General features: G+C 54.1%; 19 protein-coding genes. 6 read left to right on the top strand and 13 right to left on the bottom strand.

Annotation, left to right across the window (positions count from 1 at the left end; translation table 11 throughout):
* The first annotated feature begins 43 nt into the window (after positions 1 to 43).
* The 5 genes from HV314_RS14370 (at position 44) to selO (ending at position 4423) form a co-directional block, all read left to right on the top strand.
* Positions 44 to 595 (top strand): glutathione peroxidase, encoded by a 552-nt coding sequence (locus tag HV314_RS14370; RefSeq protein ID WP_016156341.1) that lies wholly within the window; start codon positions 44 to 46, stop codon positions 593 to 595.
* Positions 595 to 1344, top strand: a complete 750-nt coding sequence (gene btuD, locus HV314_RS14365) for a vitamin B12 ABC transporter ATP-binding protein BtuD (protein ID WP_109017543.1) — start codon at positions 595 to 597, stop codon at positions 1342 to 1344. The genes HV314_RS14370 and btuD overlap by 1 nt, the downstream gene beginning before the upstream one ends.
* A 77-nt stretch (positions 1345 to 1421) precedes the next feature.
* Positions 1422 to 1886, top strand: a complete 465-nt coding sequence (locus HV314_RS14360; RefSeq protein ID WP_003832591.1) for an NlpC/P60 family protein — start codon at positions 1422 to 1424, stop codon at positions 1884 to 1886.
* Between the two features lie 319 nt (positions 1887 to 2205).
* Positions 2206 to 2919 (top strand): EAL domain-containing protein, encoded by a 714-nt coding sequence (locus HV314_RS14355; RefSeq protein ID WP_181545921.1) that lies wholly within the window; start codon positions 2206 to 2208, stop codon positions 2917 to 2919.
* Between the two features lie 61 nt (positions 2920 to 2980).
* Positions 2981 to 4423: a protein adenylyltransferase SelO gene (gene selO, locus HV314_RS14350; protein ID WP_181545919.1), complete on the top strand. Its 1443-nt coding sequence runs from the start codon at positions 2981 to 2983 to the stop codon at positions 4421 to 4423.
* Here the strand turns inward: selO and HV314_RS14345 are convergent.
* The 8 genes from HV314_RS14345 to ppsR all read right to left on the bottom strand — a co-directional run bounded on the left by HV314_RS14345 (position 4420) and on the right by ppsR (position 12502).
* Positions 4420 to 5199 (bottom strand): heme ABC transporter ATP-binding protein, encoded by a 780-nt coding sequence (locus HV314_RS14345; protein ID WP_181545917.1) that lies wholly within the window; start codon positions 5197 to 5199, stop codon positions 4420 to 4422. The two genes, selO and HV314_RS14345, sit on opposite strands and share 4 nt — an antisense overlap.
* Positions 5192 to 6184: a FecCD family ABC transporter permease gene (locus HV314_RS14340; protein ID WP_181545915.1), complete on the bottom strand. Its 993-nt coding sequence runs from the start codon at positions 6182 to 6184 to the stop codon at positions 5192 to 5194. Before HV314_RS14340 ends, HV314_RS14345 begins: the two co-directional genes overlap by 8 nt.
* Positions 6184 to 7005, bottom strand: coding sequence for a heme/hemin ABC transporter substrate-binding protein (locus HV314_RS14335; RefSeq protein WP_181545913.1), 822 nt, complete (start codon positions 7003 to 7005; stop codon positions 6184 to 6186). Before HV314_RS14335 ends, HV314_RS14340 begins: the two co-directional genes overlap by 1 nt.
* Positions 7002 to 8033 (bottom strand): hematinate-forming heme oxygenase ChuS, encoded by a 1032-nt coding sequence (gene chuS / locus HV314_RS14330; RefSeq protein ID WP_181545911.1) that lies wholly within the window; start codon positions 8031 to 8033, stop codon positions 7002 to 7004. The genes HV314_RS14335 and chuS overlap by 4 nt, the downstream gene beginning before the upstream one ends.
* 47 nt (positions 8034 to 8080) lie before the next feature.
* Positions 8081 to 10066 carry a TonB-dependent hemoglobin/transferrin/lactoferrin family receptor gene (locus tag HV314_RS14325; RefSeq protein ID WP_181545909.1) on the bottom strand — a complete coding sequence of 662 codons (1986 nt, stop codon included), beginning with the start codon at positions 10064 to 10066 and terminating at the stop codon, positions 8081 to 8083.
* A gap of 74 nt (positions 10067 to 10140) precedes the next feature.
* Positions 10141 to 10371, bottom strand: coding sequence for a hemin uptake protein HemP (gene hemP / locus HV314_RS14320; RefSeq protein ID WP_016156349.1), 231 nt, complete (start codon positions 10369 to 10371; stop codon positions 10141 to 10143).
* A 124-nt stretch (positions 10372 to 10495) separates the two neighbouring features.
* On the bottom strand, positions 10496 to 11542 hold the full coding sequence (aroH, locus tag HV314_RS14315; protein ID WP_016152883.1) for a 3-deoxy-7-phosphoheptulonate synthase AroH: 1047 nt from the start codon (positions 11540 to 11542) through the stop codon (positions 10496 to 10498).
* Between the two features lie 126 nt (positions 11543 to 11668).
* Complete coding sequence (gene ppsR, locus HV314_RS14310) at positions 11669 to 12502, bottom strand: posphoenolpyruvate synthetase regulatory kinase/phosphorylase PpsR (RefSeq protein ID WP_016152884.1); 834 nt, start codon at positions 12500 to 12502, stop codon at positions 11669 to 11671.
* Positions 12503 to 12830: 328 nt separating this feature from the next.
* On the opposite strand from ppsR, the gene ppsA reads away from it, so the two are divergent.
* Positions 12831 to 15209 carry a phosphoenolpyruvate synthase gene (gene ppsA, locus HV314_RS14305; protein ID WP_016152885.1) on the top strand — a complete coding sequence of 793 codons (2379 nt, stop codon included), beginning with the start codon at positions 12831 to 12833 and terminating at the stop codon, positions 15207 to 15209.
* A gap of 94 nt (positions 15210 to 15303) precedes the next feature.
* On the opposite strand, the gene fadK is transcribed toward ppsA, so the two are convergent.
* The 5 genes from fadK to HV314_RS14280 form a co-directional block, all read right to left on the bottom strand.
* On the bottom strand, positions 15304 to 16950 hold the full coding sequence (fadK, locus tag HV314_RS14300) for a medium-chain fatty-acid--CoA ligase (protein WP_181545907.1): 1647 nt from the start codon (positions 16948 to 16950) through the stop codon (positions 15304 to 15306).
* 83 nt (positions 16951 to 17033) lie between these two features.
* Entirely contained in the window at positions 17034 to 17327 is a 294-nt protein-coding gene (locus tag HV314_RS14295) for a ferredoxin family protein (protein WP_181545905.1), read from the bottom strand.
* Positions 17324 to 18613 (bottom strand): FAD-dependent oxidoreductase, encoded by a 1290-nt coding sequence (locus HV314_RS14290; protein WP_181545903.1) that lies wholly within the window; start codon positions 18611 to 18613, stop codon positions 17324 to 17326. The genes HV314_RS14295 and HV314_RS14290 overlap by 4 nt, the downstream gene beginning before the upstream one ends.
* Positions 18614 to 18666: 53 nt before the next feature.
* Entirely contained in the window at positions 18667 to 19602 is a 936-nt protein-coding gene (locus tag HV314_RS14285; protein WP_016152889.1) for an electron transfer flavoprotein subunit alpha, read from the bottom strand.
* 21 nt (positions 19603 to 19623) lie between these two features.
* Positions 19624 to 20388, bottom strand: a complete 765-nt coding sequence (locus HV314_RS14280) for an electron transfer flavoprotein (protein ID WP_094761873.1) — start codon at positions 20386 to 20388, stop codon at positions 19624 to 19626.
* Positions 20389 to 20405: the final 17 nt, after the last annotated feature.

The following is a 20405-nucleotide window of genomic DNA, read 5'->3' as shown; positions in this document are numbered from 1 at the left end:
CTATGATTAAAAACTAAAATCCACCTGTTGTTCTGGAGATGCTATGCAAAACACTATCCTCGATACAGACGTGACGACCATCGACGGCGAGGTTACCTCACTGCAGCCGTATGCCGGAAATGTGCTGTTAATCGTCAACGTTGCTTCAAAATGTGGGCTAACGCCGCAATATGAGCAACTGGAGAATCTGCAGAAAGCCTGGCATCAGCAGGGCTTTACCGTTCTTGGGTTCCCCTGCAACCAGTTTCTGGGCCAGGAGCCGGGCAGTGAAGAGGAAATAAAAACGTACTGCAGTACCACCTGGGGCGTTACCTTCCCGATGTTCAGCAAAATTGAGGTCAACGGCGAGGGACGCCATCCGCTGTATCAGAAACTGATTGATGCCGCGCCAACCGCCGTTGCGCCTGCGGATAGTGGATTCTATGAGCGTATGGCGAGTAAAGGTCGGGCGCCGCTCTACCCGGACGATATTCTGTGGAATTTCGAGAAGTTTTTAGTGGGTCGGGATGGTCAGGTACTGCAACGATTTTCACCCGATATGACGCCTGAGGATCCTGTTCTGGTGCAATCCATCAAGACGGCGCTGGCAAACTAATGTCTCGATTGATGCAGCTACAGGACGTAGCAGAATCGACCCGACTCGGCCCGCTTTCTGGTGAGATAAAAGCAGGGGAGATCCTGCATTTAGTGGGACCTAACGGCGCAGGAAAGAGCACACTGTTGGCGCGAATGGCGGGTCTGACGACCGGCAAGGGCAGCATCACCTTTGGTGATGTGTCATTGGATGAATGGCCTGCAGCAAAGCTGGCGCAATATCGCGCTTATCTTGCGCAACAGCAAAACCCGCCGTTTGCGATGCCGGTCTGGCATTTTCTGACGCTGCATCAACCCGATAAAGCACGCACCGATCTGTTACAGGAAGTCGCCGATGCGCTTGGGCTTGCGGATAAGCTGGGACGCAGCGTGAATCAGCTCTCCGGCGGTGAGTGGCAGCGCGTGCGCCTGGCTGCGGTTATCCTGCAGATTTGCCCACAAGCGAATCCATTCGGCCAGCTTTTGCTGCTGGATGAGCCGATGAACAGCCTGGACGTGGCGCAACAAAATGCGCTGGACCGGATGCTGGGTCAGTTGTGTTTGCAGGGCATCGCGATTGTAATGAGCAGCCATGACCTTAATCATACCTTACGTCATGCGCACAAGGCCTGGCTCCTCAAACGCGGGAAGCTGCTTGCCAGTGGTGCTCGCGATACGGTACTAACGCCGGCCAATCTGTCTGCGGCTTATGGTGTGAACTTCCGTCGTTTGGATATTGAAGGCCACAGAATGCTCATATCAACCACTTAAGTTAAATGGGTTCTTGAAAATCATATAATTTCCACGCTAAATTGACATAAAAATATAATTCAGAGGATTCGTCCTGAATGCGCTTTTGGCTTCTTTTCATCACAGCATTGTTTTTGGCGGGCTGCAGCAGCCATCGTGCTCCTGCGCCAAATGCCCGCTTGTCGGATTCTATCGCCGTTATCGCCGGGCTTAATGACCAGCTACAAACCTGGCATGGCACACCCTATCGTTATGGCGGCATGAGCCGTAGCGGAGTGGATTGTTCTGGATTTGTATTGATGACAATGCGCGATAAATTCGATCTGCAACTCCCGCGTGATACCCGCACGCAATCAAAGATTGGTACCGAAATTGATAAAGATGATTTGCTGCCCGGCGATCTGGTGTTCTTTAAAACCGGGTCTGGGGAAAGCGGTCTGCATGTCGGAATTTACGACACCAATAATCAATTTATTCATGCCTCAACCAGCCGTGGTGTGATGCGCTCGTCACTGGACAACGTTTACTGGCGCAAAAACTTTTGGCAGGCGCGACGTATTTAATCCTCATCAGTCACGAGGCTGCCTACGGCTGAGCAGCCTCGACATTTCCATTTGTTAGTAACTTCTTATTTCTGCCGCCAGCCGGACAATACCCCTGAACATTAAGAGCGTATCTTGCTAAAAATATGATTTATTCCGAGATATTAAAAAGTGCAAAGCTGGATATTCGCTTATAATCAGGATAAGCTAAAAAAAAGGGATTCGATTTACTGGCTATAAAGGGAAAAATGAAAGGGCCTCTACTTGCATCAGCAATAACGTATTTCTCCATCCTTTGCTACAGGATGCCGGATAACACCTATGCAGAGGGGCTGGCACGATGATTGTTTCAATGGATACTCTTTACCATTCAGAGTTCTCTTTTCTCCCTGCGAGAAACGAAAAAGGCGATCTTGAATACGTAGATATCATTACCAGTTTTGCCAGTGCGCAGGGGGATGTGCGTATACCCACCGAGCTGGTCTTACCTCGGATGTCGGACGAAGAGCAATATCGCTTATTTACCGAAAAGCTTGAATTAATCGAAACGTGCCAACATTTTTTTATTCAACGAAAGGTTTCTGCCTGGATTAATTTAACGCCGGCAATTGCTAATACTTTATTATCAGATGCTAAATTTGCTTCACAAGTTGAACGATTGTCATTTCTGGAACTGGCTATTAATGAAAACTATCCAGAGTTAAATAATGGAAAAGCGAATCCAACGCTGGCAGCACTGGCGGCGCGATTTCCATTAGTACTGACAAACTATGGTGCTGGCGGCATATCAAACCGGGCAATTTTTGATGGGCTGTTCAAACGCGTCGTGCTCGATAAAAACTTTGTTCAACAAAGGATTACACATATTTCGTTTGAGCCATTTATGCGGGCTATCCTGGCACAGCTATTTCCCAGCAGTGAGTCAATTATCATTAGCGGTATTGATACACCCGAGATGTTAGCGCGCGTACTGCCTCTGGGATTCAGCGCCATGCAGGGCGCGCTGTGGCCTGCTGTGCCTCCCGCGCAGATAATTTCGCTCGCGAAGATATAACCCTCATATTTGCTGGTGTTTAACAGGCTTTTAACAGTCTACACTAGAGACAGGAGGCCCTATGACCCTGTCTTTTACCACCCGCTGGCGTGATGAATTACCAGCAACTTATACAGCACTTTCACCCACTCCCCTGAAAAACGCGCGCCTGATTTGGCATAACGATGCGCTGGCGGAGCAATTAGCTATTCCAGAGACGCTATTTGATATTCCGACCGGAGCCGGTGTTTGGGGCGGTGAATCGTTGCTTCCCGGGATGTCGCCTTTAGCGCAAGTTTATAGCGGACATCAGTTTGGCGTCTGGGCGGGCCAGCTTGGCGATGGACGCGGGATCCAGTTGGGCGAACAACAGCTCGCTGACGGCTCAACGTGTGACTGGCACCTGAAAGGCGCCGGACTTACGCCTTATTCCCGTATGGGGGATGGTCGCGCCGTACTGCGCTCGACAATTCGCGAAAGCCTGGCCAGCGAAGCGATGCATTACCTGGGAATACCGACCACGCGGGCATTGTCGATTGTTACCAGCGACACGCCGGTGTATCGCGAAACGGTAGAATCAGGGGCGATGCTCATTCGCGTGGCGCAAAGCCATCTGCGCTTTGGCCATTTTGAGCATTTTTACTATCGCCGCGAGCCGGAAAAAGTGCGCCAGTTGGCTGACTTTGCGATTCGCTATTATTGGCCGCAATGGCAGGAAGAAGCCGATAAGTATCAGCTGTGGTTTAACGATGTTGTTACGCGTACTGCGACGTTAATCGCAGACTGGCAGGCGGTGGGATTTGCGCATGGTGTCATGAACACGGACAACATGTCGATTCTGGGACTGACGATGGATTACGGCCCATTCGGTTTCCTTGATGACTACGTGCCCGATTTTATCTGCAACCACTCAGACAACCAGGGGCGATACAGTTTCGATAATCAACCGGCCGCGGCGCTTTGGAACCTGCAACGTCTGGCGCAAACTCTGTCGCCATTTATCCCGGTCGAGGCGCTTAATGATGCGCTGGACAGTTATCAACTGGCGCTGTTAACACGCTACGGTCAGCGGATGCGACAAAAGCTTGGCTTCTTTAGCGAGCAAAAAAACGATAACGAACTGCTTAGTGAACTGTTTAACCTGATGGCGCGGGAAAGAAGCGACTATACCCGAACGTTTCGCATGCTCAGTCAGACGGAACAACACAGCGCGCAATCCCCGCTGCGCGATGAGTTTATCGACCGCGCAGCGTTTGACGACTGGTTCACGCGGTATCGCTCACGCCTGCAGCAAGACAACATTGCCGACGCAGTCAGACAAACGCAGATGAAGGCGGCTAATCCGGCGATGGTATTGCGTAACTGGTTGGCGCAACGGGCGATTAATCAGGCAGAGCAGGGGGATTACGCCGAGCTGCATCGGTTACACGAAGCGTTGCGTACCCCATTTGTCGAACGTGATGATGACTATGTCAGCCGTCCACCTGACTGGGGCAAACGGCTGGAAGTGAGCTGTTCAAGCTAAGGGGCCAGAAACACCTGCGGGGATCCGTTGGCCGGATGCTGGCCAACGTGTACCTGCGCGCCATACCAGCGTTTCAGGTCATCGGCCTGTAACACGGCCTCAGGCGTTCCCTGTGACACCAGCCTGCCGTTGTGCAGCAACACTATTCTGTCTGCCCACAGTGCGGCGAGATTCAGATCGTGAAGCACAATGCACACATGCAGCTCTTGTGAATCGGTAAGCGTTTTCAGCAAGCGCAACAGATGCTGCTGGTGGTAAAGATCCAGCGCAGAGGTCGGCTCATCAAGGAATAACCAGCCGCGAGGCGCGCCGTCGCACCAAAGTTGCGCCAGTGCACGGGCTAACTGTACTCGCTGTTGTTCGCCGCCGGAAAGCGCAGCGTATTGCCGGCCCGCCAGCGGTGTACATCCGGTCATTTCCATCACCTGAGCGATAAGTCGAGGTTCCGACCGCGAGGTCCAGGGCGCACGCCCCATCGCGATGACGGCCTCTACCGACCAGTCAAATCCCAGTTGCGTTTGCTGGCGCATCACCGCCCGATGCCGCGACAGTGTTTGGGTATGCCATTCATCCAGCGGTTTACCCGCCAGCACGCAGCGCCCTATAGCCGGTTTCAGAAAACCGGTCAGCAGGCGCAGCAGGGTGGATTTCCCCGCACCGTTTGGGCCGATGAGCGCCACCAGTTCACCTTTTTCGAGAGCAAGAGTGACGTCGTCAATCACCGCTCTGCCCGCGACGCGATAGTGAAGCCCTTCAGCGATGAAATGTTCAGCCATGCGGTCCTCGCTGACGAAAAATAAGCCATAAAAACCACGGTGCGCCCAGAAGACTGGTTAGCAAACCGACCGGCATTTCCGCAGGCGCAACCGCCGTACGGGCCAGCGTGTCGGCTATCAGCAATAAAAATGCGCCCGCCAGCACGGAACCTGGGATAACGGCCCGATGGTCTGAGCCGAGCCACATGCGCATCAGATGCGGGATAACCAGCCCGATGAAGCCTATTACGCCGCTTACCGCCACGGCTGCGGCAACCAGCAATGCGCTACAAAGTAGCAAAACACGCTGAACGGTACGCACATCTACGCCGAGGTAATGCGCCTCTTCCTCACCTAACTGCAGCAGGTTCAGCGCCGGTGCCAGACGCCAGATGATCAGCACCGTCGGGACAGTCAATGAAGTGACAGCCAGCAGCGTGGACCATTGCGCGGCCCCCAGACTGCCCATCCCCCATAGCGACAGCTGGCGCAGTTGCGCGTCATTACTGACCCACGACACAACGCCAACCGCCGCCCCGCACAGCGCGTTGATGGCAATACCGACCAACAGCAGACGTGAGAGTGAAGCGTCGCGCTGTTGGCTAAGGATAAAAATAACCACTGTTGCCGCCAGCGCACCGAGAAAAGCGGCCAGCATGGGGGCGTACAGCATCAACAGCGCGGGCAAAGAGACCGGCAGCACTACCCACAGGGCGACGGCGCAGGCGGCTCCGCTGCTTATCCCCAGTAATCCCGGATCGGCAAGCGGGTTGCGAAACAGGCCCTGCATCACGCAGCCCGCGAGCGCCAGAGAACCGCCAATCACCAGCGCCAGCAGGACGCGGGGCAAGCGAATGGTGAGCCAGATTTGACGCAGTGCCTCATCGCCATCACGCCACAGCAGACTTACCGGCAGGCGCAACGCGCCAAAACCGGTAGCCATGATTGTCATCACGACCAACATGAGTGCGAGTGTCCACAAAGAACAACGGATACGTCGCGACATCAGGGCAATTGCTCAGCTTTAGCGCGAAGCTGCAAAATGGCCTGCGGGGTGCGTACGCTAAAGCCGAGCAGCGCCATATCGTCAACCTGCAATACCTGTTTATTTCGTCCGGCAGGCGTCTGCGCCAGGCCCGGCAGCGCCCACAGGTTATCTTCGCCCCCCATCGCCTCAACGCCGTCCTGTGAAATCACCACCAGATCGGGCTGGCTGGCAATGACACCTTCCTGCGACAGCGGCTGATAGCGGTTAACACCCTGCATTGCGTTGCGCAAACCGGCGGCACGAATAGCCGCATCGGCTGCGGTTTGCTGGCCCGCCGCCATCGCGGTCATCCCGCCATGATTGAGAATAAACAGCACGCGTTTGTTAAGTTCAGATGACGGCAACGCCGCCAGTTCCTGACGTAAGCGGGTGCGCAGCGTTTCGCCATCGGCCTCCCTATGGGTGGCTTCGGCGATGACGCGAATTTTTTCATCAATCACATTAAGCGCGTTGCTTGCCGGGATCGTCACAACCCTGACGTTGCTCTGTTCGAGCTGTTTTAGCACCAGAGAGGGCTGCGCCTGCGCGCTGGCAAGGACCAGCGTAGGGCGGGTGGCAAGGATCCCTTCGGCGTTGAGTTGGCGCAAATAACCGACATCAGGTAGGGCGTTTGCTGCTTCAGGCCACTGGCTGGTGCTGTCTCGCGCCACAAGGGAAGACTGTGCTCCCAGTGCGTATACAATCTCGGTGACATCGCCACCGAGAGCAACAACCCGTTCCCTGGACGCAGCCAGCGCTACGATGGGCAGTAGCGCAATCAGGACCAGCAGTTTTTTCATGCGGCCAGCCCTTTCGGCGTCAGTGCGTCAATTTGCGCGCGCCATTGCGTCTGCTCCGGTTCGCCTTCCGTTCGTTGACCATACAGCTGGGCGATTTGCGTGCCGTCGGCAGCAAACAGTTCCAGGCTGGTGACGTGGCCATCGGCGGTCGGTTTGCGCGTTACCCATGTTTCTGCCACGCTCTCTTCCAGCAGGTGTAAGGTAAATGTCGGGTTGAATATGTTCAGCCACCCTTTCATCGGCACCAGTTTTTCTATCACACCGGTGAAAATCTGTACGCAGCCACGATTACCTACAAAGACCATAATTTCATTGCCATCCTGGCGCGCGGTGTCGAGTAACTGCGCCAGAGCGCTATTTGCGACTTTACAGGCCAGATCGTCGCCCACCAGGTTAAACGCCTGTTGGCGGGTGAGGTCGTGGCGTTTCAGCAGACCGAAGAACTGGTGTACATCGGTCATGGCTCGCCACTCTTGATCAACGGTCTGCGCATCGACCGTGACGGTGGCTGGAGCAGAAGGGGGGGCGGGTTGCAGCGCCAGAGGCGGGTTTTCAGCGAAGATGAAACGGGTCAGCAACGCAGCCCATTCCTCAATGACGGTATTCTGTGTGGCATAGACCTTCAGCAGCGCATCCCCCTGATGGTCAAAGAACTGAATGCTCTGACGCTCGCCGTGGGCGGTTGTTTCGCTGATATGGAACACGCTTGCCCACTGATTGAGGAACAGGCGCAGGTCGAGAGCGCGCGGATTGAGTACCAGTCCGGCATGACCGTTCAGGTGCTGATTGGTAAACGCACCAACCTGCTCATGCACCGCATATTCGTTGCGGCATATACATTTGGTTTCGCCGACAGCTTCCAGTGCGCCGAGGATTTCACGCACTTCGCCCCGTAAGCGCCAGGCGTCATGACCGACGCGCGCGAAGGTCAGTTCGGCTTCGCTAATATTCATCAATCCCGCAATATCACGTGCGTATTTGCCAGGATTTTCTTTCTTCAGTTCCAGCCAGCGTGTGTAATGATTCATTGTCTCTTCCTTCCAGATTGCTGCCCCGGCGAACCGGGGAAAAGTGATTACCACTGATAACTCACGAAAATTTTGCCATTACGACCATCCTGCGGAATGCCCTGCGGCGACCAGTACTCTTTGTCGAAGGCGTTGCCCAGTACCAGCGTGGTGGTCATGCCTTTCAGCGCTTGTTGGCCCTGATAGCTCACGTAGAAATCGTTTACCGCATAACCGGGCTGTTTCGTGTAGCTGCTGCTGATATGCGTTGAACGGTCAGCAAATGTACCTATCCAGCCAACGGAGAAACCGCTGTGCGCAACCGGTACGTTCAGTTTGCTGGTGACGGTATCCGGGTTAATGCTGGAAATGTATTCGCCGGTGTCTGTATCTTTGCCGCGCGTACGGTTATAGGCCATGTCGAGGCTGAACAGATCGGCGGAATATTTCGCCATCACGTCCCAGCCCCAGATTTTGGCGTTGGGTACGTTATAGGACATGGTTGTCGCGGCGGCAAAGTCGACGCTGGTGGAGATGTAATCTTTCGCTTTGGTGTCGAAATAGCTGGCTTTAAATTCGAGCGCATCGCTCGCCATCAACAGATCGTCAAAGCGCAGGCCAAATCCGTATTCCTGGGTTTCGTTGGTTTCCGGGCGTAGGTTAGGGTTTGGCACCCAGTAGTTGGTGTAAAAACGGCCAATCGAGAAGTGTTTCGCATCGTTATACATCTCGCCCATGGTCGGCGCACGGAAGGCCTGAGCGTATGAACCGAACAGCATCAGCCAGTCAGTTGGCGCAACGGTGAGCCCGGCGCGGGACGACCATTTATCGGCATCGACATCTTCATAGCCGTCGCTGCTGCCGCGATAAGAGTCATAACGGGTACCGCCCAGCAGCGTAACCGGCAGGTCGCGCAGGGTGATTTCATCTTGTAGCCAACCGGAGCTGAAATCGATTTTTGCCTCCGGGAAACCGGTGGTTGCGCCGCCTGGCTGTTGTTCCTGACGATAGTATTCCCCGCCGTAGGTCAGCAGGTGAGATGCAAAAGAGTCGGTAAACAGGCGGCTGCGGTTGTCGATTTTGCCGCCTTTGGTGGTTTGTTTGCGAAACTCGCCGGTGTTATCCGTGTTTTGCGCATTAATGCGTGCTTCGGACCAGTAGACGCGGGCATCCGCGTTCAACCAGTCATTGTCGGCTGGAGCAATCGAGTAGGTCAGTTGCGCGTCGCGCTGGATGGTTGAGCGATCGGTCATCGGGTTGCTGGTGGCATCCGCCGCGCTGGTTTGCGGGTTTTTAGGTTCACGGGCGTCATTGTTGTAGTAACGCAGCGAGCCGGCCAGCGTCTGGGCGCTGTCAATTTTCCAGCCGCCTTTCGCCAGCATATTGTTAATCGCTTCGTCGTTTGGTGCCGTAGTACCGTTGCTCTGGCGCAAATCACCGCGATCGCGACTGGACCAGGCAAGCAGTCCGTCCAGCGTATCGGTGCGACCAAACGCGCTGGCGCCCATACCGAGGCTGTGATCGCCGGTTGCCGCGGTACCGAACACGCGATAACCACTGTTTTGTCCGGCTTCCAGCAGATCTTTGGCATCCGCAGTGTCATAGGCGATCACACCACCTAACGCGCCGCTACCGTACAGCAGTGCAGAAGGGCCACGGACGACCTCGATGCGTTTGATCAGCGCCGGATCGAGGAAGGTACTGTTCAGGTGTCCGGTGTCGGTTCCCTGACGAACGCCATCAACCAGCACCAGAACGCCACGTCGATCGTAGCCGCGCAGATTCACTTCCTGGCCGTTAGTGCGACCGGTGCCGTCAAGGGTCAGGCCCGGAACCGTACGCAACAGGTCGGCTGCTGAGCTGGCGGTCTGGTTTTCCGGCGCGGTGGCATCAATCACGCTGACCATCATCGGCGCTTCAAAAGCACTACGGGCATTGCCGGTAGCGGTGACGGTCATATCTTCTACCGCCGCATACGCGACGGTGGGCAGGTTACTGATAATCGCCAGCGCCAAGAGCGAAGGGCGCAGGGATGCAGTGTGCAGGTGTGGCATAGCAACTCTCCATTAGGAAATCGAAAAGCGCTGGCTGCCTGGGTACTACCTGGGTGGCTGGCGAAAAGTGGTGTTTATTTGGTCAGAATGAGTTTTCCGGCTTGTGTCTGGCGCAGCAGATAGAGCTGACCATCGTGTTCTATGATCACGCGCCCCTCTTTGCCCAGCAGACTTTTACTGTCAATTCGGCGCTCGTTTGGCGCGACGGCAGGCGGTGTTTTTTCTTTTGCGGGCGTTGTTGTGTTATCCATACGTGAATAGTTTTTAAAAATAACAATCAATTTAACAATGATAATCATTATCATCAAACTGCAAAATTGCGGCAAGCCTTTTTGTGAAATAATTGTGACGAGAATAAATTTTGTACAATAAGGAGGGGGAAAACAAAGGATTAGCACCGGGTAACGTGATGTTACCCGGCGAACAGCATTAAAAACGGCTATCAACCGCAGAGGCGAGTTTTTCAACCAGTAGTTCAGTATCTTCCCAGTTCAGGCACGGGTCGGTAATGGACTGGCCGTAAACCAGCGGCTGGCCGCTAACGATTTTTTGCGTACCTTCACGCAGGAAACTCTCCGCCATAATCCCGGCAATCGCCGTCGAACCATTGCGAATTTGCTGGCACACATCATCACAAACGTCCAACTGACGACGATGCTGCTTCTGGCAATTGCCATGGCTAAAATCGACCACCAGATGTTCAGGCAGGGAAAATTCGTGCAGGGTATCGCAGGCGGCGGCAATATCTTCAGCATAATAATTCGGCTTTTTACCGCCGCGCATGATGATATGCCCGTAAGGATTACCGCTGGTCTGATAAATGGTCATCTGGCCGGTTTTATCCGGAGAGAGGAACATGTGGCTGGCACGGGAGGCGCGAATCGCATCGACGGCAATACGCGTATTGCCATCCGTACCGTTTTTAAAGCCGACCGGGCAGGAAAGCGCAGAGGCCATTTCACGGTGGATCTGGCTTTCGGTGGTGCGTGCGCCAATGGCTCCCCAGCTGATTAAATCGGCAATAAACTGACCGGTCACCATGTCGAGGAATTCTGTTGCCGTGGGTACGCCCAGTTCATTGACCTGCAACAGCAGTTTACGCGCCAGTTCAATGCCGTGGTTCACGCGGTAGCTGCCGTTTAAATCCGGGTCGGAAATTAAGCCTTTCCAGCCCACTACGGTGCGCGGTTTTTCAAAATAAGTGCGCATCACGATTTCCAGACGCGCCTGATGTTTTTCGCGCAGCGCCTGTAAACGCGTTGCGTATTCCATGGCGGCATCAAGATCGTGAATCGAGCAGGGACCTACGATCACCAGTAAACGAGCGTCTTCACCATTTAATATTTTTTCTATCCGGCGTCGGGAGTCCGTAACATGACGGGCGACGGAGGACGAAACAGGATGCCGTTGCGCAAGCTCTGCTGGAGTGACCAGGTTGTCAATACGCGCAGTACGGAGTTCATCGGTTCTGTTCATTACTTGTCTCAGAAATTTGTTGCTTCAACGGCAGGACTACCGGGAAGTGATGTATATCACAATATCATACTCATCCTGCCTGGTGGCGAGCATAATAACAAAAAATCGAACCAATGCACTAGCATTCTAGTACATACGGCGATTCAGCCCCATGATGTCGAGGATCTTGGTAGCAATCTCTTCTACCGAATAATTGGTACTGTTCAGCCATGGGATCTGGTTTTTCCGGTATAGCGCTTCCACCTCAGCAACCTCCATCCGGCACTGGCGCATCGAGGCGTAACGGCTGTTTTCCCGGCGCTCTTCGCGGATGGCCGCCAGGCGCTCAGGGTCAATGGTCAGGCCGAACAATTTATGCTGTAACGGCTTCAGGGACGCTGGCAGCACCAGATTATCCATATCATCGGCAATAAAGGGGTAGTTGGCCGCGCGAATGCCAAACTGCATGGCCAGATACAAACTGGTCGGGGTTTTACCACAACGGGAAACGCCAAGCAGGATCACCTGCGCCTGATCGAGGTTGCGCAACGAAATACCGTCGTCATGAGCGAGGGTATAATCAATGGCGGCAATGCGCGCGTCGTACTTGTTAAGGTTGCCGGGGTTCAGGCCGTGGGTACGATGGGCGATCGGCGTAGGGTCGAGCTTCATCTCTTGTTGCAGTGGGGCAACCAACGCCTGCACGATATCCTGACAAAATCCTTCGCTTTGCAAAATGATCGAGCGAATTTCCGGCAAAACGATTGAGTAAAACACCAGAGGGCGCACGCCAGTTTGTTGATAGATCGCGTCAATCTGGTCTTTAACCGCTCGCGCACGACTCTCATTTTCCACAAACGGCAGCGTAATGCTGCTGATCGTAACCGGAAATTGCGACATTACCGCGTGGCCCAATACCTCGGCGGTGATGGCCGTACCATCAGAAATATAAAATACGTGACGATCAACAGCATTATCCATTTTGCTCATCCTGGGGCTGACATAATTCTCTGAAAGCATAAATTAAAATTCGCCAGAAGCGAATATTGCTGCATCTATTTTGTAAAATGAAACGGTATTTTTATATTTACTGAAAAGTACATTTCATTTTTCGGAACAAATGTTTATACCGGTAGTTTTTGTGGTGATCCCCTGTGGCTCGCGGGTTTGCGCAAATGCGGAAACAATCTGAAAAAATAAAAAATAAAGTTGCTTGAACGATTCACCGTTTTTTTCGCTGAAGTAAATATGCAAAGATAATTACGCAAAATTGAGTTTCCTAACCTCGTTCATATATAAGGATTGTTCGATGTCCAACAATGGCTCGTCACCGCTGGTGCTTTGGTATAACCAACTCGGCATGAATGATGTAGACAGAGTTGGGGGCAAAAATGCCTCCCTGGGTGAAATGATTACTAACCTTTCCGGTATGGGTGTTTCCGTACCGAATGGTTTTGCAACGACCGCCGATGCGTTTAACCAGTTTCTGGACCAGAGCGGTGTAAACCAGCGCATTTATGAGCTGCTGGATAAAACGGATATTGACGATGTCACCGAGCTTGCGAAAGCCGGCGCACAGATCCGCCAGTGGATTATCGACACTCCTTTCCAGCCGGAGCTGGAAAATGCCGTCCGCGATGCTTACGCGCAGCTGTCAGCAGACGATGCCCATGCCTCTTTTGCCGTGCGCTCTTCCGCCACCGCAGAAGATATGCCAGATGCGTCATTTGCCGGTCAGCAGGAAACCTTCCTCAACGTCCAGGGATTTGATGCCGTACTGGTTGCTATCAAACACGTCTTTGCCTCGCTGTTTAACGACCGTGCAATCTCTTATCGCGTTCACCAGGGTTATGACCATCGTGGCGTGGCGCTCTCTGCTGGCGTTCAGCGGATGGTGCGCTCAGACCTCGCGTCTTCCGGCGTAATGTTCTCCATCGATACCGAATCCGGTTTCGATCAGGTGGTGTTCATCACTTCCGCATGGGGCCTCGGCGAGATGGTTGTGCAGGGTGCCGTTAACCCGGATGAATTCTACGTGCACAAACCGACTCTGGCGGCAAACCGTCCGGCGATCGTCCGTCGCACAATGGGTTCGAAAAAAATCCGTATGGTCTACGCGCCAACCCAGGAACACGGCAAGCAGGTGACGATTGAAGATGTACCGCAGGAGCAGCGCGACATTTTCTCCCTGACCAACGCAGAAGTGCAGGAACTGGCGAAGCAGGCGGTACAGATCGAGAAGCACTACGGTCGTCCGATGGACATCGAATGGGCGAAAGACGGTCATACCGGCAAGCTGTTCATTGTGCAGGCGCGTCCGGAAACCGTGCGCTCGCGCGGCCAGGTGATGGAGCGTTATACGCTGCATGCTCAGGGTAAAATTATTGCTGAAGGTCGTGCTATCGGTCACCGCATTGGCGCGGGTCCGGTCAAAGTTATTCAGGACATCAGCGAAATGAACCGTATCGAACCTGGCGACGTCCTGGTTACCGACATGACCGACCCGGACTGGGAACCGATCATGAAGAAAGCGGCAGCGATTGTCACCAACCGTGGCGGTCGTACCTGTCACGCGGCGATCATTGCCCGTGAACTGGGGATCCCGGCCGTGGTTGGCTGTGGTGATGCCACCGAGCGTATGAAGGATGGTGAGAAAGTCACAGTCTCCTGCGCCGAGGGTGATACCGGTTATGTTTATGCTGAGATGCTCGACTTCAGCGTGAAGAGTTCCAGCGTGGAGACCATGCCGGATCTGCCGTTGAAGGTGATGATGAACGTGGGTAACCCGGACCGGGCTTTCGACTTCGCCTGTCTGCCAAACGAAGGTGTCGGCCTGGCGCGTCTGGAATTTATCATCAACCGCATGATTGGCGTACACCCGCGTGCGTTGCTGGAGTTCGATGACCAGACGCCTGAGCTGCAAAACGAAATCCGCGGCATGATGAAAGGTTTTGATTCCCCGCGTGAATTCTACGTTGGTCGTCTGACGGAAGGGATCGCCACGCTGGGTGCAGCGTTCTATCCAAAACGCGTTATCGTGCGTATGTCAGACTTTAAGTCCAACGAATATGCCAACCTCGTCGGCGGTGAGCGTTATGAGCCGCATGAAGAGAACCCGATGCTGGGCTTCCGCGGGGCGGGCCGTTACATTGCTGATAGCTTCCGCGACTGTTTCGCGCTGGAATGTGACGCAGTGAAACGTGTCCGTAACGATATGGGCCTGACTAACGTAGAAGTGATGGTCCCGTTTGTCCGTACCGTTGCCCAGGCGAAAGCGGTAGTGGAAGAGCTGGCGCGTCAGGGGCTGAAACGCGGTGAGAACGGACTGAAGATCATCATGATGTGCGAGATCCCATCCAACGCCTTGCTGGCCGAGCAGTTCCTTGAGTACTTTGACGGCTTCTCCATCGGTTCAAACGACATGACGCAGCTGGCGTTGGGACTGGACCGTGACTCTGGTGTGGTTTCTGAACTGTTTGACGAGCGTAACGACGCGGTGAAAGCGCTGCTGTCGATGGCGATTCGTGCAGCCAAGAAGCAGGGCAAATACGTGGGTATTTGCGGTCAGGGTCCATCCGATCACGAAGACTTCGCCGCCTGGCTGATGGAAGAGGGGATCGACAGTCTGTCGCTGAACCCGGACACCGTCGTGCAGACCTGGCTGAGCCTGGCTGAACTGAAGAAGTAACATCATGCCGGATGGTGGTGTAAATGCCTTATCCGGCCTACGGTTAGTATGCAACGTAGGCCGGATTAGAGGTTTAGCATCGCTATCCGGTACTTTACCCTTCAACGCTTTCCACACTCTCCACGCTTAAACGCTGAATGATATCCTGACGCAACTGGTATTTTTGTACCTTGCCGGACGCCGTGCGCGGTAACGTTTCGACAATGACGATGTGTTCCGGATATTTATACTTTGCCACCCGTTTGCGACTAAAAAAGGCCACCACTGATTCCAGCGACAGCGAATGATGCGGCGGTTTCAGTACCACATAAGCGCACGACCGTTCACCTAGCCGATCGTCTGGCATCGCGACAACGCAGGCATCATGAATGCGCGGATGCTGCAATAATATATCCTCCACTTCGCGGCTGCTGATGTTTTCCCCTCCGCGCACAATAATATCTTTTTTACGCCCGGTAATTTTGATGTATCCCGCTTCGTCCATGCGGCATAAGTCGCCACTGTAATACCAGCCATCTTTATCCAGCGCGCGGGCGGTTAGTTCAGGCTCATCGAGGTAGCCCATAAAAACATTGGGACCACGCGAGGCCTCTTCACCTTCGACCCCTGCAGGCAACGTATTGCGCGCTTCATCGACGACTTTAATTTCCACGCCTGCGGCGGCATATCCATCGGTATTCATTATGCGTGAAAGTGAATCGTCGAGATTGACCAGCGCATGCGGCGAGCTCTCCGTCGAACCATAGATGCTTAACAATTTAATGCCACGCTGTTGGCAGTCACGGGCAATCTTTTGCGGAATGGTGGTGCCACCGCATAAGAAAAAACGTAGTGATGTGAGATCACAGGGCCGTTTTTCCAGGCTACACAACATGTCGTAGACGAAGGGGGTTGCACCGAGCATGCAGGTACAGCGTTGTTGCTCGAGCAGTTCAAGACAGGCGGTTGGGGTGAATATATCCAACAATACGCTGCGTGCGCCGATTAAAAATGGCGCGGTAACGCCATGCAAAAAACCGGTAGCGTGTCCCAGTGGGGCGGGCATCAAAAACACATCCTGCCAGGTGAGATTGAGTCGGGCACAGTAGGCGCGTTCGCTGGCAAGGATATTGTTGTGGGTTAACATTACGCCTTTCGGCATTCCCTCGGTCCCGGAGGTAAACAGCACGGCAGCCAGTTCATCGGCGTGAACGTTAATAACCTGGGTTAATGGCGGAGCCAGAAGCAGTTGGCTGAACGCCAGCGAGGCGGTGGCCGGTGCCAGTTTATCTACGGCGACAATCTGTTGCAGATGCGGCAACTGGTTTTGCAAGGGGAGGATCAGATCAACCGGTCGGGTCTGTTTGAACAACGTCGGTGCGAAAAAAATCTTCGCTTTGCATTTGTTCAGTACCCACACCAGTTCCGCTTCGCGCCAGGCAGGCAGCAGTGGTACGGAAACGGCCCCGGTTTTCAGGCTGGCCAGGTAGATAATGGTGAACTCGCACCAGCCAGGCAACTGAAAGGCAATGCGATCGCCGGGTTGGATCCCGCAGGCTACAAACCAGGTTGCCAGACTGCTGGCAGCATCGTCGAGTGCAGCGTAGGTATATGAAGCGCCATGATTATCAACCACGGCGATTTTATCCGGCATGGCTCTGGCGGTTTGGTGCCAGTAATCGCCAAGCGAAGCATCTCCCCATAAACCCAGTTGTCGCCAGGCCTGGCGACGTTCGGCGTTAAACGTAAGTGTGATACTCATGAAGTTATTCCCAGGATTATTTCGGCATACATCTGACCGGATGGCCAGGCGGGGCCAATCCGGCGTACAACATGCAAAATCCGTTAGCCGTAGCGGAAATCAACGCCAAATGTTCCGAGCGGGTATTCCCATTGTGTGAGGATCGTGTCACCGCACAGCACCCGGCAGGTGCCGCACTCCAGGCAGCCTGCGGAATCAAAATGAATATTTCCACTCTCATCCTGTTTATACAGTCCGGCGGGGCAGGCTTTCAGCAACTTGCGAAATTCATTAAGGTCGGGATGTTCAGCCAGAATGATGTGCGGGTGGCCTTCATCAACATTAAATTTATTGAAGCCCAGTTTGACGTCGACGTTAACGTTAGTGTCCTGATTCATAGTGCGGTGGCCCCCTTGATGCCGTCTTTCAGTAAGTTCATCAGCCCAATCTGCCTGGCATGGGACATGATCATCTTGCGAACGGGCTGATTTGGGCTTCCGTCGACGGTAAACATATCGTTCATGATATCGGCCACCATGCGGGGATACTGGGTGAACAGACGCGGGTTTTCCATCAGCGCCGGGATCTTGCGAAAATGCTGCAAATCACGCATCACACAGCCCTGTTCGAGGGCGCGTTTGTAATCCATCAGGCTACTGGCCGAGTAATCCTGGCGCTCTTTTGCTGCAATGGCTGTTTGGGCGGCGGCTTCTGCGGAAGCTATCGCCAAATCCATGCCGCGCACGGTATAACCCAGATTCAGACAGAAACCAGCGGCATCGCCGACGATCATTACCCCGTCATCAACCAGTTTCGGAACCATTGCCAGACCGCCTTCCGGTACCATATGTGCGGAATACTCCAGCAGTTCACCGCCGGCAATTAGCGGACGAATAGTCGGGTGTCGCTTAAAGTCTTCCAGCATTTGCGGAATGCTTTTCGTGGCATGGGCAATATCCCCCAGACCACACACCAGGCCCAGAGAGATGGAATCCTGGTTGGTATACAGAAATCCGCCTCCCATCAGTCCATTAGACGGTGAGCCTGCGAACAGCCAGGCTGCACCTTCGTTGCCTGACAAATTGAACCGATCCGCAATCACCGCCGACGGTAAGCCGATCAGCTCTTTTACGCCAACGGCATAGTGCTGTGCAGAAGAGGGGGGAACCATTCCCAGCGACCGTCCCAGCATAGAATTAACGCCATCGGCTAGGATGACAATATTGGCTTCGAGGATATCGTCCCCGGCTTGCACTCCGGTGACCTTATTGCCTTCGCGAATTAGCGCGTCGACGCGCACGCCGGGGATGAACTGCGCGCCAGCCTGTTCCGCTTTTTCCATTAGCCATGGGTCAAGCCGGTTGCGCAAAACGGTATAAGAGTCCTGCGCTGGCGCGTTGTCTTTTTCACGATGGAAGTCGAGGGTAACGGCGCTCTCTTCGGTCAGGAAGGATATTTTTTCGCGGGTGACTTTACGTTCGAGAGGCGCTTCCTGCGCGAATCCGGGCATGATGCGCTCAAGGCTATGCGCGTAGAGTCTCCCACCGGTCATATTTTTACTGCCCGCACTGTTGCCGCGCTCAATGACCAGTACGTCCAGTCCGGCCCGGGCCATAACGTAGCCTGCTATTGTACCCGCTACACCAGCACCGACCACAATGGCATCAAATTTTTCATCTGACATGCTTTATGCTCCTTTCCCGCCGCGAGGGCAGCGGGAGATGTGCGTTAACGGGATTAGCGGCTGAGATGGTCGATAAGGGCCGGAACCACTTTGTAGATGTCGCCCACCAGACCGTAATCGGCGTAATTGAAAATAGGGGCTTTTTTATCTTTGTTGATGGCGACAATGACTTTCGCGCCGTTACCGCCGACCATATGCTGAATTTGTCCTGAGATGCCCAGCGTGAGATACAGGTCTGATTTCAATAACACGCCAGAAACGCCAATGTAGCGTTCGCGTTCCATCCAGTTTTCGCCTTCGGCAATCGGTCGTGAACAACCCACTTCAGCACCCAGCACCGATGCCAGTTGGCGCACCATTTCCAGATCGTTTTGCGCCACCAGGCCGCGACCCACACCCACCACGCGCTTAGCTTTGCTGAGATCCACGCTGCTCACGGATTTGGCGCGACGCTCCAGGCACATCACTTCATGGTGCGGCGCGATGTACGTTGCTGAGACAACCGGGCAGTTGTGCGAGGCGTTTTCCGCGACCGGTTCAAGCTGGCCTGGGGCAAGCGTGATAATCGCCAGCGTACTTTTGATTTTTTCTTTGCCAAATGCCAGACCACCATACATGCGGTGTTCGGCGAACAAAATGCCTGCATCCAGCGTTACCGATGTGGCGTCGTTCACCATCGCTGCGTTGAGCTGAATGCTTAAGCGTGCGCCAAGAGATTTGGCTCGTTTAGTCGCGGACATCAGCAGCAGCCCGGCGTGTTCCTGCATCAGGGCGGCGATGGTCTCAGCGTAATTTTCAACACGCTGTAAACCGGAGGTTGCGTCGAGCACGACTATCTTATCGGCGCCCAGGGCTTGCAACTGATTGGCCTGGTCGCTGCCTTGTACGATAAGGTGTACCTGCTCACCCCACAGGCGAGCGCCGGCCATTAATTCTGCATAGCGTTCTACGTTATCGCTGAACACCCAGACGTTGGCTAATTTACTCATGATGATTTCTCTCCGTTGGGCTTAGTTCAGGGCTTTTTTCAGGTGTTCAGCCAGTTCGGCAATGGCTTCTGCTGAGTCATTTTCCAGAATGATGTGCTGACGTTCGGTTTGCGGCGGCACGGTAAGGCTCACCAGCTCCGCTAACGGTGACGCAGGTATCCAACCAATATCGCTGGCTTGCCACGGGGTGACCGGTTTTTTACCCGCGCCCAGAATCGCCTTCATCGAGGGAATACGCGGTGTGTTGATATCCGACGTCACGCACAGTACGGCGGGGAGCGGCAGATCAATTACTTCGACTTCATCTTCAAGCGTGCGCTCAACCACAAGGCGATCGCCGTTACGTTGGATGCTGCTGACGGCATTAATCACCGGGAGCTGTAATAGTTCCCCAACCAGTAAGCCGACCTGCTGCGCGTAGATATCCCCCGATCCTTCACCGAACAGCATCAGGTCGAAATCCATATTGTTGGCCGCACAGGCCAGCGCCTGAGCGGTATCCCGGGGTAATGAATGCTCCAGTTGTGGATCCTGCACCATATACAAACTGTCCGGCCCGCGGGACAGCACGTCTTTACGCACTTTGGAGTTTTGTAGTAGCGACCCGCCCACCGTTAAGGCGATGATTTCATCACCCTCCGCGCTAAGCTGCGCTGCGGCCTCTATCGCATTTAAGTCAAACTGGCTGATTTTGGCATCGGCCCGGTCAAAGTTAAGCGAGCGCTGTGGGGTAACAACAATGTCCTGTTCTTCAGGCACCAACTTAAAGCAGGTTATTATTTTCATGGCATCTCCAGTGATTC

The sequence above is a fragment of the Citrobacter sp. RHBSTW-00887 genome (genome assembly GCF_013728095.1).
In the GTDB taxonomy this organism is placed as follows: Bacteria; Pseudomonadota; Gammaproteobacteria; order Enterobacterales; family Enterobacteriaceae; genus Citrobacter; species Citrobacter braakii.
Note: the sequence above shows the minus strand (reverse complement) of the source record. Positions and strands in the feature narration are given on the sequence as shown.

Excerpts from the sequence above, each read along its gene's own strand:
- chuS (WP_181545911.1), bottom strand. The coding sequence starts at position 8,033 with ATGAATCATTACACACGCTGGCTGGAACTGAAGAAAGAAAATCCTGGC.
- HV314_RS14325 (WP_181545909.1), bottom strand. The coding sequence starts at position 10,066 with ATGCCACACCTGCACACTGCATCCCTGCGCCCTTCGCTCTTGGCGCTG.
- HV314_RS14335 (WP_181545913.1), bottom strand. The coding sequence starts at position 7,005 with ATGAAAAAACTGCTGGTCCTGATTGCGCTACTGCCCATCGTAGCGCTG.
- ppsR (WP_016152884.1), bottom strand. The coding sequence starts at position 12,502 with ATGGATAATGCTGTTGATCGTCACGTATTTTATATTTCTGATGGTACG.
- fadK (WP_181545907.1), bottom strand. The coding sequence starts at position 16,950 with ATGAGTATCACACTTACGTTTAACGCCGAACGTCGCCAGGCCTGGCGA.
- HV314_RS14345 (WP_181545917.1), bottom strand. The coding sequence starts at position 5,199 with ATGGCTGAACATTTCATCGCTGAAGGGCTTCACTATCGCGTCGCGGGC.
- HV314_RS14295 (WP_181545905.1), bottom strand. The coding sequence starts at position 17,327 with ATGAATCAGGACACTAACGTTAACGTCGACGTCAAACTGGGCTTCAAT.
- ppsA (WP_016152885.1), top strand. The coding sequence starts at position 12,831 with ATGTCCAACAATGGCTCGTCACCGCTGGTGCTTTGGTATAACCAACTC.
- HV314_RS14340 (WP_181545915.1), bottom strand. The coding sequence starts at position 6,184 with ATGTCGCGACGTATCCGTTGTTCTTTGTGGACACTCGCACTCATGTTG.
- HV314_RS14360 (WP_003832591.1), top strand. The coding sequence starts at position 1,422 with ATGCGCTTTTGGCTTCTTTTCATCACAGCATTGTTTTTGGCGGGCTGC.
- btuD (WP_109017543.1), top strand. The coding sequence starts at position 595 with ATGTCTCGATTGATGCAGCTACAGGACGTAGCAGAATCGACCCGACTC.
- HV314_RS14285 (WP_016152889.1), bottom strand. The coding sequence starts at position 19,602 with ATGAGTAAATTAGCCAACGTCTGGGTGTTCAGCGATAACGTAGAACGC.
- HV314_RS14355 (WP_181545921.1), top strand. The coding sequence starts at position 2,206 with ATGATTGTTTCAATGGATACTCTTTACCATTCAGAGTTCTCTTTTCTC.
- selO (WP_181545919.1), top strand. The coding sequence starts at position 2,981 with ATGACCCTGTCTTTTACCACCCGCTGGCGTGATGAATTACCAGCAACT.
- HV314_RS14370 (WP_016156341.1), top strand. The coding sequence starts at position 44 with ATGCAAAACACTATCCTCGATACAGACGTGACGACCATCGACGGCGAG.
- hemP (WP_016156349.1), bottom strand. The coding sequence starts at position 10,371 with ATGATAATGATTATCATTGTTAAATTGATTGTTATTTTTAAAAACTAT.
- HV314_RS14280 (WP_094761873.1), bottom strand. The coding sequence starts at position 20,388 with ATGAAAATAATAACCTGCTTTAAGTTGGTGCCTGAAGAACAGGACATT.
- aroH (WP_016152883.1), bottom strand. The coding sequence starts at position 11,542 with ATGAACAGAACCGATGAACTCCGTACTGCGCGTATTGACAACCTGGTC.
- HV314_RS14290 (WP_181545903.1), bottom strand. The coding sequence starts at position 18,613 with ATGTCAGATGAAAAATTTGATGCCATTGTGGTCGGTGCTGGTGTAGCG.